The sequence below is a fragment of the Gulosibacter sp. genome, from assembly GCF_052090685.1.
Classification (GTDB): domain Bacteria; phylum Actinomycetota; class Actinomycetes; order Actinomycetales; family Microbacteriaceae; genus Gulosibacter.
The window spans coordinates 32,826-48,038 of sequence record NZ_JBQDBE010000012.1; the positions used below are offsets into that span (position 1 = coordinate 32,826).

The following is a 15,213-nucleotide window of genomic DNA, read 5'->3' on the forward strand; positions in this document are numbered from 1 at the left end:
CCTCGTGACAGATTAGGGCAGTTCGCACTAAGCACCACGTGGAGGGGATCGTGACGGAATCCGCCGACGCAATCGTTGACAACACCTCGACGGTTGTCGAGCCCAACTATGACTGGGACGGGTTCGGTTTCGAAACGCGCCAAGTGCACGCGGGGGAGCGACCGCAATTGGATCACGGCGACCGCGTGGTGCCGATCCACATTAGTAACGCCTTTCGGTTCGACTCTTTCCAACAGACTTGGGACCGCTTCAGTCTCGAAGACGAGGGCCAGCTCTACTCACGCCACCTCAATCCGACCGCGGAGGTTGCGGAGGGAAAGATCGCTTCGCTCGAAGGCGGTACCGGTGCCGTGGCTGTCGCCTCGGGCACGGCCGCAATCAGCTCGGTGCTCTTCGGTCTCCTCGAAGCCGGGGATCATTTCATCTCCACTGCGAGCATCTATAGCGGTACGCAGATCATCTTTAATCGCGCGATGAAGCGGCTCGGGATCAGCGTTGACTACGTCTGGGACTGGCGAGACGAGGATGAATGGGAATCACTCATCCGCCCTGAGACGAAGCTGATCTTCACCGAAACCATCCCGAACCCGAAAAATGACATCACCGACATCGAAGCGATCGCCAAGATCGCGCACCGGCACAACATCCCATTGGTGGTCGACAACACCGTCGCGACCCCGTACTTGATTCGACCAATCGAACACGGCGCCGACATTGTGGTGCACTCGGCAACGAAATTTCTCGCCGGCCAGGGCGCCGGGCTCGCGGGACTGATCGTGGACGGCGGACGCTTTGACTGGACCGCAACAAACGGCCGCTACGCATTGCTCACCGATCGGCAGTCGTCGACGAGCCCGTCCTTCCTCGAGCGCAGCGGCAATGAGCGCGCCTTTGCCGAGTACATCCGGCAGACCGCCGTCAACGACATCGGGCCGGCAATCTCCGCCTTCAATGCCTTCCTGCTGCAGCAAGGGATGGAGACGCTTTCGCTGCGGATGGAACGGCACGTGGACAACTCGGTTGCGATTGCACAGTGGCTCGTCGATCAAGCCGGGGTGGAATCGGTGGACTTTGCGGGACTGCCCGGCGGACGCGATAGTGACCTCGCCCAACGACTCTACGGCGGTCGTACCGGGTCGGTCTTCGGTGTCACGGTCACGGGCGGACTCGAGGGCGCCCGAACCTTCATCGATCACCTCCGCGTGTTTTCGCGAATGACGAATATTGGTGATGTGCGCTCCCTGGCGATCAACCCCCGCACGTCCACGCACAATGGCTTCAGCCCGGAGCACCGAGCACGACTCGGCATCCACGACGGGCTGATTCGACTATCCATAGGCATTGAATCCGTCGCCGATTTGATTGCGGATCTCGACCAAGCGCTCGCGGCCGTGGTGCGCATCCACGGTGCTTGAACCTGACGAGTTCGTCTTTAGGCCAGGTGAATAGTGCGCTGCCATTGTTGAGAGTGCACAGACTTTCGATGGGTGGCGGCATCGAAGCTATGGTTTAAGCAGCGGGATCTCGCGGCGACGCCAAGGGAGGCGAGCAATGGTAGATCTCAATGTAATGGCCTACGAGCACCTGCAGGCCGCGCGCGAAAGCGAGCGCGGAAGGGATGCGGGGCTCGTGGTCCATGACGGTGAACTCCGGCAAACAATCATCGCGCTTTGCGAGGGCACCATCCTTCCCGAACACAACTCCCCACCGGCAGGAAGCATTCAAGTGCTCGTCGGGCGAATCCGCGTGGAGCTCGATGGAGACACGCAAAGTGAGATTCGCGAAGGTGAATTGTGGCCACTCACGCACGAGCGGCATGCCGTTCTCGCGCTAGAAGATGCTGCTTTTCTGCTCACCACCGTGACCGGGGTAGGCCGGGACTCCTATTCTTAGTCAGATATGAGGCCCTAATGTCTGCTGAACCGTCACCTCAATTACCACCGACACGATGGGGTGTGACCCGCCCGCTGCACCCGAGGCAACGGCGAATCCTCGACTCGCTGCGAACCCTCTGGAGTCAGTCACCGCGATATCGCCCGCAAATCCAGCGAGCCGTGTCCGTCGCGGTGCTGGACGCACAGGTGCCCCTGCAGGTGATTGCGGACGTGCTCGAACTCCCTTATTTTCGCGCCGTTCGCTTAGTGAAGCGGGCCACCGGCCTGGTGCCGACCGCACTGGCCACCACCGTCGCTCGAGCTGAGAATCGGCTTACCCAAGCGGAAATGATCGCCCTACTGTCGAACCGTGAATATGACCCACCACTCGGCACAAACACCGGCATCGTCGACGTTGAGGCCCACCCCAACAGCGTCTCAGTCTTGCAGCAGGCCTATCTGCGCGGACTCGTGACTCAGGGAGAGCTGTGGGAAATCGCGGATACGATCACCGTGCGCGCCGCTAGCGAGGACAGTGGGAAATAGCGCCTCGCAACGCTGCTACGCGGCGTTCGGCGTGAACTGCATGCTGACAGAGTTCATGCAGTAGCGGTCGCCAGTGGGCGTCCCAAAACCGTCGGGGAAGACGTGTCCAAGGTGCGAACCGCACTTCGCGCACAGCACCTCGACGCGTCGCATTCCAAGCGAATTGTCTTCCCGGTGCTTGACCGCCTCGGATCGGAGCGGTTCCCAAAAACTGGGCCAGCCGCAGCCAGCATCAAACTTTGTTTCGGCCTGGAACAGCTCGTTGCCACATGCACGGCAGGAGTACACGCCCGGTCGGGCTTCATCAAGCAGCGGGCCGGTCCAGGGCCGTTCGGTGCCCGCCTGACGAAGGATCTGGAACTCTTCCGGGTTCAAGATCTCGCGCCATTGCTCATCGGTGCGTTCAATTTCAAACGTCATATCGGAGTACCTTTCCACGCGTCGCAGTGTGCGGCACCGGTTTCATTCGGCAGATTGCCAGTACCGCTCAGCTGCGCAATGCGGCTCAGTCTACGCGCGTCACGTGGGAACGCAGGTCAGCTCGAACTAAGCTTGATCGAAGTCCACTTTTGTTTGAGGGGAGTAGGGATGAGCGAATCGGCCCGGTCGATCCACGGCGCCTCATTGAGTGAGTTGGAACGTGAGATGCTGAATTTTGAGGAAGCGCATCCTCGCCATTCGCGGGCGAAGGAGGATGCCATCCGGGCAGATTTTGGGTATTCACCTACTCGCTACTATCAAATTCTCGGTACGCTCATTGAATCACCCGTAGCGCTTGTGGAGGACCCTCTACTCGTACGGCGATTGCAGCGACTGCGCGATAGTAAGCGTGCGCGCCGTTATCGTGCGTCCTAGTATTTGAAGCTCCGCCTGAAGTACGGTTGTGCGATCTGAACGGCACGTTCAGTCGAGACCATTGCAGCAAGAAAGAATCATCCACGTGAAGTACCCCAAGGATCGTTTCGACGATTTCCCCGCCAGCCTGAAGCGGCGCGGGGCGCACCGTGCGCCACGTGGGCGAGGCTCCAAATTCGCGTCGTGGCTCATCGCTGCGGCCTCGTTTGTGCTGCTCGTCGGTATTGGCATTGGCGTCATGATGCTGATCGACCGACAGGTCCAATTCAGCTCCAATATTGCCGAGGAAACCGCGCCTGAAACCACGGCACCGGCAACTGCGGATCCCGAGAGCACACCGACACCGACCGCCCCGGAAGCAACACAAGACCCCGATATCTCGGTGACCGTGCTCAACGGTGCGGGGATCGGCGGTCTTGCCGGAGCTACGTCCGACGTCCTCGTGGCTGATTCCTGGAACGTCGGAACGGTCACCGACGCGGACTCCTCCGATTACGCGACTACGATCGTCGCGGTCGGCAGCGAAGAGGATATGGGCGCCGCACTTGGCGTTGTCGAGTCGCTCGGTTTCGGTGAGGCGCAGGTGGATGCAGAAATTGCCGAGCCCGGGGAAATCGTCGTGATCGCGGGTGCCGACGCTGAGGAATTGCTCGGCGGCTAGCCGTTGCAGTTTGCCGGTCGTTCAGCGGCAGTTTGAGCGAAGGCCGGGATGCGTCTCCCACCCGTTTCCTCCGTTCGATAGCTTCGCCGTGTTGAGACACGATTGCGCTATCGCGCTGCAGGGAGACAAACATCATGACCACCGGAATCGTGAAGTGGTTTAACGCTGAAAAGGGCTTCGGCTTCATCACCTTGAACGGCGAAAACGACCAGAGCGGCGATGTATTTGTGCACTACCGGTCGATTGAAATGCCCGGATTTCGCACGCTCGAAGAGGGCCAAGCTGTGGAGTTCGACGTAGTTCCCGGCGACAAGGGACCGCAGGCCGAACACGTGCGCCCCTACGAGGGATAGTTCGCCGCCAGCGGAGCGGATCGGCTCTGCTTGCACTCTCAGGGTGAGAGTGCCAACATGGTTCTAGCACTCGAATTAGCTGAGTGCTAATTTCTTGAACCGCCAATTGACGTCCTGAAAGGACGAAGAATTTATGTCGAAGATGATCGCCTTTGATGAAGAGGCCCGTCGCGGACTCGAGCGTGGACTCAACACGCTTGCGGACACCGTGAAGGTAACGCTCGGCCCACGCGGCCGTAACGTCGTACTCGAGAAGAAGTGGGGCGCCCCCACCATCACGAACGATGGTGTCTCGATTGCGAAGGAGATTGAGCTCGAGGATGCGTACGAGAAGATCGGCGCAGAGCTCGTCAAGGAAGTTGCGAAGAAGACTGACGACGTTGCCGGTGACGGAACCACCACCGCTACCGTTCTCGCTCAGGCGCTCGTCAAGGAAGGCCTGCGCAACGTTGCTGCTGGCGCCGACCCGATCTCGGTCCGCCGCGGTATCGACAAGGCTGTAGAGGCTGTTGTTGAGCACCTGTTCTCGAGCTCGCAGGAAGTGCTCACCAAGGAGCACATCGCTGCAACCGCATCGATCTCGGCTGCAGACCCGCAGATCGGTGAGATCATCGCCGAAGCGATCGACAAGGTCGGTCGCGAAGGTGTCGTCACCGTTGAGGAGTCGAACACCTTCGGCACCACGCTCGAACTCACTGAAGGTATGCGCTTCGACAAGGGCTACCTCTCGCAGTACTTCGTGACGGACACCGACCGCCAGGAAGCAGTCTTCGAAGAGCCTTACATCCTCATTGCTAACAGCAAGATCTCGAACGTGAAGGACCTCCTTCCCGTAGTCGATAAGGTCATGCAGTCGGGCAAGCAGCTGCTCATCATCGCCGAAGACGTTGATGGCGAAGCACTCGCAACCCTCGTTGTGAACAAGATCCGTGGCATCTTCAAGTCGGTTGCTGTCAAGGCTCCGGGCTTCGGTGACCGCCGCAAGGCCATGCTGCAGGACATCGCGATCCTCACCGGTGGTCAGGTTATCTCGGAAGAAGTTGGCCTCAAGCTTGAGACCACCGACCTCGAGATGCTCGGCCGCGCACGCAAGGTCGTTATCACCAAGGACGAGACCACCATCATCGAAGGTGCTGGCGAAGCAGACCAGATCGAAGGCCGCGTGGCTCAGATCAAGGGCGAGATCGCGAACACCGACTCGGACTACGACCGTGAGAAGCTCCAGGAGCGTCTCGCAAAGCTCGCCGGTGGCGTGGCTGTCATCAAGGCAGGTGCAGCGACCGAGGTTGAGCTCAAGGAGCGCAAGCACCGCATCGAAGACGCCGTGCGTAACGCAAAGGCTGCTGTTGAAGAAGGCATCGTCGCCGGTGGTGGCGTTGCTCTCGCACAGGCAGTTGGCGCAGTGGACGGCCTCGAGCTCGTCGGTGACGAAGCAACAGGCGCGAAGATCGTGAAGTGGGCACTCGATGCACCGCTCAAGCAGATCGCACTCAACGCCGGTCTCGAAGCTGGCGTCGTTGCTGAGCGTGTCCGCAACCTCGAAACCGGTCACGGCCTTAACGCCGCAACGGGCGAGTACGTCGACATGGTTGCTACCGGAATCCTCGACCCGGTCAAGGTAACCCGCTCGGCACTGCAGAACGCAGCATCCATTGCCGGCCTGTTCCTCACCACTGAGGCTGTTGTTGCAGACAAGCCAGCTCCTGCCGGTGCTGCTCCTGCTGGCGACCCCACCGGCGGCATGGACTTCTAAGTTCAACCTCACGGTTCACAAAATGGGCGGTACCCTCTCGGGTACCGCCCATTTTCTCGATCCGGATGACTCGCGCGTCAGTCGCCGGAATGTCGGTGTTTAGATACCACCGCGCTGAATGAGCTGCGAGGCGATCACATTACGCTGGATCTCGTTGGTGCCCTCACCGACGATCATCAGCGGTGCATCGCGGAAGTAGCGTTCCACATCGAACTCGGTCGAGTAGCCGTAGCCGCCGTGGATGCGCATCGCATTGAGGGCAATTTCCATTCCCACCTCGGACGCGAATAGCTTTGCCATCCCCGCCTCCAGGTCTGCGCGGGCTCCACTGTCGTATTTTTCTGCGGCATGACGCGTGAGCTGTTGTGCCGCAACGAGTTTCGTCGCCATATCGGCGAGGTAGTGCCCAATCGCCTGATGCTTCCAAATCGGCACGCCGAAGCTTTCCCGTTCCTGGGAGTACTTCAATGCATCCTCGAGTGCGGCGGCACCGACTCCGAGGGCACGAGCAGCGACGTTGATGCGACCGGCCTCGAGCCCGCGCATCATCTGGCCGAAGCCCTTACCGGCAACACCGCCGAGGATCTGCGTGGCGGGCGTGCGGTAATCGGTGAAGATCAACTCGCAGCTTTCCACGCCTTTATAACCGAGTTTCGGCAGGTCCTGCGAGACTTCGAATCCGGGACCCTTTTCGGCGAGCACAATCGAGATGCCGCGGTGCCGGGGCTCCGCATTCGGGTCGGTCTTTACCAGCAGCGCGACCAGATCTGACTTTCGGGCGTTAGAAATCCAAGTTTTTGAGCCGTTGATAACGAGGTCATCGCCATCCGTTCGAGCGATGGTCTTCATGGCCTGCAGGTCGGAACCACCACCGGGCTCGGTGAGCGCCATTGTCGCGCGAAGCTCACCGGTTGCCATCCGAGGCAAGTACTGCTGCTTCTGCTCTTCGGTGCCGTATTCACTGAGGAGCTTGGCGACCACGGTGTGACCGCCCATCGCACCGGTGAGCGACATCCAACCGCGCGCGAGCTCTTCACACACCTTCGCATAGGCGGGCATCGAGACCGGCAGGCCGCCGTACTCTTCGGGAACCGCGAGACCGTAGATGCCGAGTTCCTTCATTTGCTCGATCCACTGCTCAGGGTATTCATTGGCGTGCTCGACTTCGCGAACCTTCGGCTTGACATCGCGATTAATGAAATCGCGCACGGTCTCGACGAGGAGTGTCTCTTCTTCGTTCAGGTATTCCATTATGTTCTCGTTTCTGTTCAGTAATGTTCTGGGCGGAGCGCTGGGGGCGCGCTGTCGGACTAGCTGTATTGGATGCTCGCGGAGATTGAGGTTTTCCCGTCGGGTCCGATGATGGCGAGCGATTCGCGACCCGGACCCTCAGCGCGCCCAACCACGTGCACCTGTTCATTCGCGAAGATTGGTGCTCGAGCGGAAAACTCGAACGTGTTGAGCTGCACATTTGGGTGTGTCCGTAGGAAGCCATCGACAAGATAAGTTGCGGAAAGTGGGCCGTGGACCACCAGGCCCGGATACCCCTCAACGCTCGTGACGTAGTCGAGGTCATAGTGGATTCGGTGCGAGTTAAAGGTCAGCGCTGAATAGCGAAAGAGCGTGATTTCCGGCGAGATTCGGGGCTGGACCCAGTCCCATCCCTCGGGTGCCGCGCCAGCTGGTCGGGGAGGGCGCTTCGCTGAAGGGGCATCGGCGGGTACCTCGACTGCTTCGCGATAGACAATGGTCTGTCGCTCGGTCATTGCGTGGGCACCGTCGGCTGAGATGTCGTGTCGCAAGACGACGAAGCACAGGCGACCGCTCACCCCCGTCTTCGGGGTGATCGATTCAATCGTGGTGGTGCGCTCGAGCTGTTGCCCCACTCGAAGTGGTTCGTGAAACTCGAGGGCGCTGCCAGCCCACATGCGTCGGGGAAGATCGAGCGGCGGCATGAATTCGCCAAGTTTGGGGTGGCCGTCGACACCCAGCTCGGAGGTCGGTGCAGTCGGGGTGAAGTGCAGCCAGTGGCCGAGGGGAAACAGCGTGGAGTCTTCGGTGACGGTGTCGGGGTGATCCAGAGTGGCTGCAAGAGCGGCGGCGGTGCGCCTGTCGGCGATGTCGACGACGGACTCCGTCCTGCCGATCCAGGCGTCTAGATCATCCGGTGCGTTACTCACGGGCTGCCTCCTTCATTGGCGGTGCGTTGAGCCTCATCTTGGGAAGGCTCATGGGTCAATATATTACACATACCGCGCAATTGTGGCTAGAACTGAGGTTTAAGGTTTGCTAATATATTGGCAATGTAGAGCGTATCGGTCTCGGTAAACACCGAAATCCACTGCGTTCGACTTGGACTTGCTTACGTTCGCCTGTAAGTGGACGAATTACGCAGCGGACGAAATAACGAGAGGATGGATCAATGCGGATCGTGGTGTTAGTGAAGGAAGTCCCCGATACCTACGGGGACCGCAAGCTCAACCTTGAGACCGGGCTTGCTGATCGAGACGCGTCAGAGTCGGTCGTTGATGAGATTGGCGAGCGCGCGCTTGAGGCGGCGTTGACGTACGCGGATGCGAACGAAGGTGCGGAAGTGTCGCTCCTTTCAATGTCTCCGGAAGGCGCGACCTCGAGCATCCGCAAGGCCCTTGCGATGGGCGCGGGCTCCGCCGTGCACATTGTTGATGAGGCGCTCGCCGGTGCTGATCTGGGTCTGACCGCGGAAACGCTTGCCGCTGCGATCAAGCGAGGCGGCTTTGACCTCGTGATCGCCGGGAACACATCCACCGATGGTGCCGGGGGTGTGCTGCCGGCCATGCTCGCGGAACTGCTCGATGTGCCCCATGTGACGGGTTTGTCGGCCCTCAACCTCACCGCGACTGAGGTGTCGGGTGCGCGTGCCGTCGATGGTGGTGTGCAGCAGGTGTCAGCGGAGCTGCCAGCGGTGGTATCGATTACGGAGGCGCTGCCCGAGGCACGCTTCCCGAACTTCAAGGGCATTATGGCGGCGAAGAAGAAGCCGCTTGAAGTGGTGTCCGCTGCCGATCTGGGCATTGACCCCGAAGACCTCACCGTCGCGCGATCGATCATGCTGAGCGTGGCAGAGAAGCCGCCCAAAGAAGCGGGCACCAAAATCACCGACGAGGGTGATGCGGGTTCGCAACTGGCCGAGTTCCTCATCACCAATCGTCTCGCATAGCAAAGGACTACCTCATGACTGACTTCCCAAGCGACGCCATTCTTGTCGTGCTCGAGACGCTCCCAACCGGTGGGCTCGAGAAATCTGCTGCCGGACTCATTGGCGCGGCGGCCACCGTCGGTACGCCAATCGCGCTTGTCTCGAGTGACACCGCCGCCGAAGCTGCCGCAGAACTCGGTGCGAGCCGAAGCCTCATTGCGACACATCCCGATGAAGACACACTTGGCATTCACCACGTGGACGCGCTCGAGCAGGCCGCGGCACTCGTTCGCCCCGATGCCATCTTGATCTCACACTCAACGAACGGCCGCGACCTCGCGGGACGGTATGCAGCCCGGTCCCGCTCGGCGCTTGCCGTTGACGCGACCGGTGTGTTGCGTGATGACGAGGGCATTGTTGCGCAGCACTCCGTGTATGGCGGCGAATTCAACGTGACTTCCGCAGCCACGTTTGGCGCGCCTATCATCACCGTGCGTGAGGGTGCGATCGATGCGCGTGCCGAGGCGCAACCGGTGGCGGTTGAAGCACTGGCCGTGCCCGCATCCGAAAAGCGTGGTGCGAAGATTGTCTCCTTTGACGCCGTGACCGAAAATTCCTCTCGTCCGGAGCTTCGTGGGGCGGCGAAGGTAGTTTCGGGTGGTCGCGGTCTTGGTTCGGCGGAGAAGTTTGAGCTTGTCGAACAGCTGGCGGATGCGCTTGGCGCGGCCGTCGGTGCGTCGAGGGCCGCGGTGGATTCCGGCTATGTTGCCGCACCCGCTCAGGTGGGGCAGACCGGAGTTTCGGTGTCACCTCAGCTGTACATCGCGCTTGGGATCTCGGGCGCGATTCAGCACAAGGCCGGTATGCAGACGGCGAAGACTATCGTCGCGATCAACAAGGATGCGGACGCCCCAATCTTTGAAGTCGCCGATTTCGGCGTGGTCGGTGACCTCTTTACTGTCGTGCCACAGCTCATCTCCGAGCTTGAGTCTCGAAAGGGCTGACCTTGGCCACGTACTCGACCGAATTGCGTAGGGGCTTGCCGCGCCAAGCCGGCGGCGAGGCCTGGCCACCGGCTGGGAGCATCCCAGAGACGACGAGATTGCTCGTATCTGATGTGCCTTCCCCTGAACATCTCGAAGCTGAAGTCGCGGCGCCAATTCCCGCTGATGATTCGAGCGCTGGCCCGGCACCGGCGGCTGCCACTACTGCAGCTGCGGTGCTCGTGAATAGCGCCGAGACTATTTCAGCGACGGCTCCAGTGAATAGCGCCGAGACCGTGACGGTACACCTTCGCCGAGGCCTGCCACGAGTCGTTGGCGGCGAAGCTTGGCCGCCCGAGGGCACTGTGGAAGCTGCGCAGCCACCACGGTCTGCTTCCTCTGCGACATCCGTTGCCGAAACGGCAGCCTCACCCGTTGCTGCCGGAGGCGCAGCGCAGGGTGCCCACGCAGCGTCCGAAGATGCGTCGGCGAGTAGCGGGGCAGCTGCCTCGGCCGCGGACGCGGTCGATGCGTCGAGTGAAGGCGCTGCACCGTCATCCCAACGGGCTTCGGCAGCGAGTGACGTGCCGCTTCGTCGAGGGCTGCCGCGCACTGTGGGCGGTGATCCGTGGCCGCCAGCAGGCTTTGCGCCGGTTCTCGACGTGCCTACCCCGGCCTCTGCACCAGTCTCGCCTGCATCCGCACCAAAATCGCCTGCATCCGCGCCGACCAGCGACAAGAGTGCTGCAGGGCACACGAAACCAGCGTCCGTGGTCGCAGCTCCCCAAGAAACCACAGGGCAGAAGACGATTCGAAAGGGTCTGGGGAGCGCGGCGCCTGCTGCGCCGAAACCAGCTCTCCCGCAGTCGACAGAACCGAAGTCGGCCCCTGCGAAGGTCACGGAACCAAAGTCGGCTCCTGCCGAGACCGAAGCAACTGCACTCGCGGCAGTAAAGCCGGCAAAGTCTGACGCTGCAATGCCGGCAAAGTCTGACGCTGCAATGCCGGCAAAGTCTGACGCTGCCACGCCAAAGGGTGACGCCGCAGCGCCCAAGCGTGACAGCGCAATGCCCAAGCGTGAACCAATCACCATCGGTTCGAGGACGTTGGGGCAGTGGGCGCGCCTGGTCGTCCTCGGTGTACTCGCAACGGTGGCCGCAGCCGCGATCATTGTGCTCGCGGCACGGGGCGTCACCACACTGCCGGGAGTGCCGGAGTTCCTGGAGCGATACCCGGGCGAGTACGCGCTGCCTGCTTTCGTTGAGGAAGGTTTCCCCGCATGGGCACGCTGGACACACTTCCTTAACTTCTTCTTCCTCGTGCTCATTGTGCGCACCGGCATTCAGGTGCGAAGGCAGCAGAAACCGGATGCGTTTTATACTCCGAAACGCGGCGGCAAAAAGGTCAGCATCTATCTCTGGCTGCACACGAGCCTCGATGTGCTGTGGCTCCTGAACGGCATTGTGTTTGTGGTGCTGCTGTTCGTCACCGGCCACTGGGCACGAATCGTCCCGACCTCATGGGAGGTGTTCCCGAATGCTGCGTCAGCAATGCTGCAGTATCTGACGCTCGAGTGGCCGGTGGAAGACGGCTGGGTGAACTACAACAGCCTGCAGCAGCTCATGTACTTCCTGGTGGTGTTTGTCGCCGCGCCCCTTTCTGTGATCACCGGTGTGCGCATGAGCGAGTGGTGGCCCAAGAACGCGAAGACGCTCAACAAGATTTACCCTGCTCCGGTCGCACGTGCGCTGCACTACCCGACGATGCTGTTCTTTGTCTTGTTCGTCATCGCGCACGTGTTCCTGGTGTTTGCCACCGGCGCGCTGAAAAATCTCAACCACATGTTTGCCGGTACGCCGGAAGTGAGCTGGGTTGGATTCTGGTGGTTCGTAGGCGCATTGCTCGCAGCCGTTGCGGCAGTATTCGCCGCAAAACCACTCGTGCTGGCGCCGATTGCGAACCTCTTCGGGCGAGTGAGCAGCCGCTAGCGTCTGCCGACACGCTCTCGCACCGGAAGCGGGCGGTCGCCGAAAGGCACCGCCCGCTTAGGGATGCGCGGCTTAACTACACTGCAAAGAGACGAATGACATCGCCCTCCGTATTACCGTAGTGATCGGCCGCTGCTCCGAGCGCCTGATTCACGTTGGCGATAGCTTCCTCGACTTGCGTTTGCGTGCCGCGCCACTGTTCCACGACCTGCTGGAACGCAACCGATGCCTGGCCCTGCCAACTCGATTCCAGCGTGATGAGTGTGTTCGTCAGCTGCGTGGTGTGTGTCTGTACCGCATCAATTTCGGTGTATGCGGTGGCCATGGTCGTGGCCATCTGGTCTGAATCAACGGTGAACTTGGCCATTGGCTGCTCCTTGTCATTGGTGAGTCTCCGCAGCGATTGTTCGCGGGCGACGGCACCAATCTAGGTATGGCTCCAGGCGTTCCGCTTGCGCGGGCTATGCGCCTGTGGAGGACTGCTCATCCACAGGCGGTGCGGTAAGCAGCGGGAACTTCAATCGGAAGGTTGCGCCACCGCCCGGGGTATCAACAACATCCACGGAACCCTCGTGCGCCTGCATAATTGCGGACACAATCGCAAGGCCAAGTCCCGTGCCGCCGGTATCGCGAGCGCGCGAACTGTCGGCACGCCAGAAGCGCTGGAAGATCTTCTGCTGCTCTTCCTGACTGACACCTTCACCGTGATCGATGATCTCAATGGTCGCAAGCTTTCGCGGCACATCCACGACGACACCGAGCTCAAGCGGGCTACCTTCCGGGGTGTACCGCAGGGCGTTACCAACGATGTTCTGCACGGCCTGGCGCACTTTGTCGCTATTGCCGTAAATCATCGCTGGAATATCGCCATCGGCGTCGTCGTAATGCTCCGGTTCGACGGCCACGGGCTCCACAATCTCCGGTTGCGGTTCCACGGCATCCTCTTTCGACGCCTGCTGACCGTTGCGGCGACGCTTGGGCATCCGTGGCGTCAACGCACGCACGAGCCGGAAGCGACGCGAGGAAGGAGCGGCCTCACCGGTGTCCTCGACCTCCGTGGGCGTATCGGGAGCCTCTGCTGGGCCCTCTTGGCCGCCGGAAAACAAACTCGGCGAGAGCTTTGGCTGAGGATCGCCCGGACGTCCGAACGCGCTCATCGCCGGGTCGTACTCATCGCTCTCCGACTCAATCACTCGAACGGGCATGACGCTCACTCGCCGTTCGGGCGCCTGGGCCATCGTGTCCATCGCGGCATCTTCGGCGAGCGGTTCAAGGTCGATGACGTCCTTAGGTACCTCTCGGTCCTCATCGAGGCGCGCAAGCTGCAGGAGGTCTTCGACGAGCCCACCCATGCGTTTCGCTTCACCCTCAATGCGGTCCATGGCGCCTTCGACCTTTTCATCGTTGTCGAGCGCACCCATCCGGTACAGCTCCGCATACCCGCGCACCGTGACCAGCGGCGTACGAAGCTCGTGCGAAGCATCCCCGACAAACCGGCGCATCTGCGAGATGGTTCGGTCACGTTCAATCAGCGCCGAATCGATCCTGCCAAGCATCGAGTTCAACGCGCGTGAGAGCCGGCCCACTTCGGTATTCGGCGTGGATTCGGGCAACCGCTGATCGTAGTCACCGGCGGCAAAGGCCATGGCGGTCGACTCCACCTTGCGCAGGGGCTGCAGGGTTGCCGAGACGAGGAGCCGCGTCAGAGCGGCAGCAAAAATCAGCACCGAGAGGCCGAAACCAAAGAAGATGGCGAGGAAGCTCGCCATCGTGGAGTTCACGCTCGACAGCGGCATCGCCACCACGAGGGTGCCGTAGACCTGATCCGCTTGGTACTGGTCTTCCCGTACCGTCACCACGCGCCACGGTGCTCCGAGTCCGTCGTGAATCTCGGAGATCAGGTATGCGGGTGCATCCGGGTCTCCGGGAGTGCCGATCGCGACTTCGGTTGTGTCTGGAGCGATCGAACGGGGCCGGCCGGTCCAGTTATCGACGAGCAGGCGCCCGGATTCGTCCACGATGGCGACATAGTACGGCTGCGGGGCGGTGCGGATGTGCTCAAAGGTGAACTGGCCCGTGTTCGCCTCGCTGCCGACCACGAGCGAAGGGTCGGCCGCGATCGAGCGTAGGTTCGCGTCGAGTTGCCCGACGAGCGTTGGGCGCAACAACAACGTGGTGCCGGTGCCAGCCACGATGAGTGAGAAGGCAAGCAGCACCACGTTGACGATGGTGAGCTGATTGCGGAGGGAAAATTGGTCCCAGCGCGGGAAGCGCTTGGCCACGTGCGGTTATGCCTTAGAGCCCGGAACCTTAAGCATGTAGCCGAAGCCACGCTTGGTTTGAATCAGCGACTCGCTCGTGTAGGTGTCGAGTTTGCGGCGGAGGTATGAAATATAGGACTCAACGATGCCGGCGTCACCGTTAAAGTCATACTCCCACACGTGGTCGAGAATCTGCGCTTTCGACAGCACCCGGTTTGGGTTCAGCATGAGGTAGCGCAGCAGCTTGAACTCGGTGGGGCTGAGGTCGATCGGCTCGTCGTTGATGAACACCTCGTGTGTGTCCTGGTCCATCGTGAGTTCGCCCGCGCGGATCACCGCTTCTTCTTCGGTCTGCATCGTACGGCGCAGAATCGCCTTAATGCGAGCGACGATTTCGTCGAGGCTAAAGGGCTTGGTGACGTAGTCGTCACCACCCGAGTTGAGCCCCTCGATCTTGTCGTCGGTGGCATCTTTCGCGGTGAGGAAGAGGATGGGGGAGACGTAGCCGGATGCGCGCAGTCGCTTCGTGACGCCGAAGCCCGACATGTCGGGCAGCATTACGTCGAGGACGATGAGGTCGGGTTCTTCGTCGATTACGGCGGCGATCGCGCCGGCGCCGTTTCCTACGGTGCGGACCATGAAGCCCGCGAATCGCAAGCTGGTCGAAAGCAGTTCGCGGATGTTCGGCTCGTCGTCAACAACAAGAATCTTTGGTCCGTCAGTCATAGAGACAAGTATGGCGGTCAACGCCTGAAGAATGA

At 61.0% G+C, this 15,213-nt stretch carries 16 protein-coding genes; 10 read left to right on the plus strand and 6 right to left on the minus strand.

The genetic code is table 11. The features are described from left to right. Window positions 1–50: 50 nt before the first annotated feature. The 3 genes from ACTHXA_RS09325 to ACTHXA_RS09335 all read left to right on the plus strand — a co-directional run bounded on the left by ACTHXA_RS09325 (window position 51) and on the right by ACTHXA_RS09335 (window position 2,420). Window positions 51–1,415, plus strand: coding sequence for an O-acetylhomoserine aminocarboxypropyltransferase/cysteine synthase family protein (locus tag ACTHXA_RS09325; RefSeq protein ID WP_441671653.1), 1,365 nt, complete (start codon window positions 51–53; stop codon window positions 1,413–1,415). Window positions 1,416–1,551: 136 nt separating this feature from the next. Continuing rightward, the gene (locus tag ACTHXA_RS09330; protein WP_441671655.1) at window positions 1,552–1,893 is read left to right on the plus strand and encodes a cupin; all 342 of its coding nucleotides are present in this window, start codon (window positions 1,552–1,554) and stop codon (window positions 1,891–1,893) included. A 17-nt stretch (window positions 1,894–1,910) separates the two neighbouring features. Next, on the plus strand, window positions 1,911–2,420 hold the full coding sequence (locus ACTHXA_RS09335; RefSeq protein WP_441671657.1) for a hypothetical protein: 510 nt from the start codon (window positions 1,911–1,913) through the stop codon (window positions 2,418–2,420). 15 nt (window positions 2,421–2,435) lie between these two features. Here ACTHXA_RS09335 and msrB read toward each other — a convergent pair whose 3' ends face one another. Next, on the minus strand, window positions 2,436–2,840 hold the full coding sequence (msrB, locus tag ACTHXA_RS09340) for a peptide-methionine (R)-S-oxide reductase MsrB (RefSeq protein ID WP_441671659.1): 405 nt from the start codon (window positions 2,838–2,840) through the stop codon (window positions 2,436–2,438). A 168-nt stretch (window positions 2,841–3,008) separates the two neighbouring features. Between msrB and ACTHXA_RS09345 the strand changes: the two genes are divergently transcribed. The 4 genes from ACTHXA_RS09345 (at window position 3,009) to groL (ending at window position 6,042) form a co-directional block, all read left to right on the plus strand. After that, on the plus strand, window positions 3,009–3,275 hold the full coding sequence (locus ACTHXA_RS09345) for a DUF3263 domain-containing protein (protein ID WP_441671661.1): 267 nt from the start codon (window positions 3,009–3,011) through the stop codon (window positions 3,273–3,275). A gap of 85 nt (window positions 3,276–3,360) precedes the next feature. Next, entirely contained in the window at window positions 3,361–3,936 is a 576-nt protein-coding gene (locus ACTHXA_RS09350; protein WP_441671663.1) for a LytR C-terminal domain-containing protein, read from the plus strand. A 134-nt stretch (window positions 3,937–4,070) separates the two neighbouring features. Then, window positions 4,071–4,289, plus strand: a complete 219-nt coding sequence (locus tag ACTHXA_RS09355) for a cold-shock protein (RefSeq protein WP_441671665.1) — start codon at window positions 4,071–4,073, stop codon at window positions 4,287–4,289. Between the two features lie 133 nt (window positions 4,290–4,422). Next, on the plus strand, window positions 4,423–6,042 hold the full coding sequence (gene groL / locus ACTHXA_RS09360) for a chaperonin GroEL (protein WP_441671667.1): 1,620 nt from the start codon (window positions 4,423–4,425) through the stop codon (window positions 6,040–6,042). A 99-nt stretch (window positions 6,043–6,141) separates the two neighbouring features. On the opposite strand, the gene ACTHXA_RS09365 is transcribed toward groL, so the two are convergent. Both ACTHXA_RS09365 and ACTHXA_RS09370 read right to left on the minus strand, forming a co-directional pair. Then, entirely contained in the window at window positions 6,142–7,293 is a 1,152-nt protein-coding gene (locus ACTHXA_RS09365; RefSeq protein WP_441671669.1) for an acyl-CoA dehydrogenase family protein, read from the minus strand. Between the two features lie 59 nt (window positions 7,294–7,352). Beyond that, entirely contained in the window at window positions 7,353–8,222 is an 870-nt protein-coding gene (locus tag ACTHXA_RS09370) for an FAS1-like dehydratase domain-containing protein (RefSeq protein WP_441671671.1), read from the minus strand. A gap of 242 nt (window positions 8,223–8,464) precedes the next feature. Here ACTHXA_RS09370 and ACTHXA_RS09375 point away from each other — a divergent pair, with 242 nt between their 5' ends. From ACTHXA_RS09375 to ACTHXA_RS09385, 3 genes are read left to right on the plus strand one after another with little or no spacing between them, the layout of a single operon-like run. Beyond that, a complete protein-coding gene (locus tag ACTHXA_RS09375; RefSeq protein WP_441671673.1) occupies window positions 8,465–9,241 on the plus strand; it encodes an electron transfer flavoprotein subunit beta/FixA family protein in 777 nt (258 codons plus the stop codon). Window positions 9,242–9,255: 14 nt separating this feature from the next. Beyond that, window positions 9,256–10,224, plus strand: a complete 969-nt coding sequence (locus ACTHXA_RS09380; RefSeq protein ID WP_441671675.1) for an electron transfer flavoprotein subunit alpha/FixB family protein — start codon at window positions 9,256–9,258, stop codon at window positions 10,222–10,224. 2 nt (window positions 10,225–10,226) lie between these two features. Further along, complete coding sequence (locus ACTHXA_RS09385; RefSeq protein WP_441671677.1) at window positions 10,227–12,191, plus strand: cytochrome b/b6 domain-containing protein; 1,965 nt, start codon at window positions 10,227–10,229, stop codon at window positions 12,189–12,191. Window positions 12,192–12,267: 76 nt separating this feature from the next. Here ACTHXA_RS09385 and ACTHXA_RS09390 read toward each other — a convergent pair whose 3' ends face one another. From ACTHXA_RS09390 to ACTHXA_RS09400, 3 genes are all read right to left on the minus strand, one after another. After that, the gene (locus ACTHXA_RS09390; RefSeq protein WP_441671678.1) at window positions 12,268–12,558 is read right to left on the minus strand and encodes a WXG100 family type VII secretion target; all 291 of its coding nucleotides are present in this window, start codon (window positions 12,556–12,558) and stop codon (window positions 12,268–12,270) included. A gap of 94 nt (window positions 12,559–12,652) precedes the next feature. Beyond that, window positions 12,653–14,473 carry a sensor histidine kinase gene (locus tag ACTHXA_RS09395; RefSeq protein ID WP_441671680.1) on the minus strand — a complete coding sequence of 607 codons (1,821 nt, stop codon included), beginning with the start codon at window positions 14,471–14,473 and terminating at the stop codon, window positions 12,653–12,655. A gap of 6 nt (window positions 14,474–14,479) precedes the next feature. Next, the gene (locus tag ACTHXA_RS09400) at window positions 14,480–15,178 is read right to left on the minus strand and encodes a response regulator transcription factor (protein WP_441671682.1); all 699 of its coding nucleotides are present in this window, start codon (window positions 15,176–15,178) and stop codon (window positions 14,480–14,482) included. Between the last annotated feature and the right edge of the window lie 35 nt (window positions 15,179–15,213).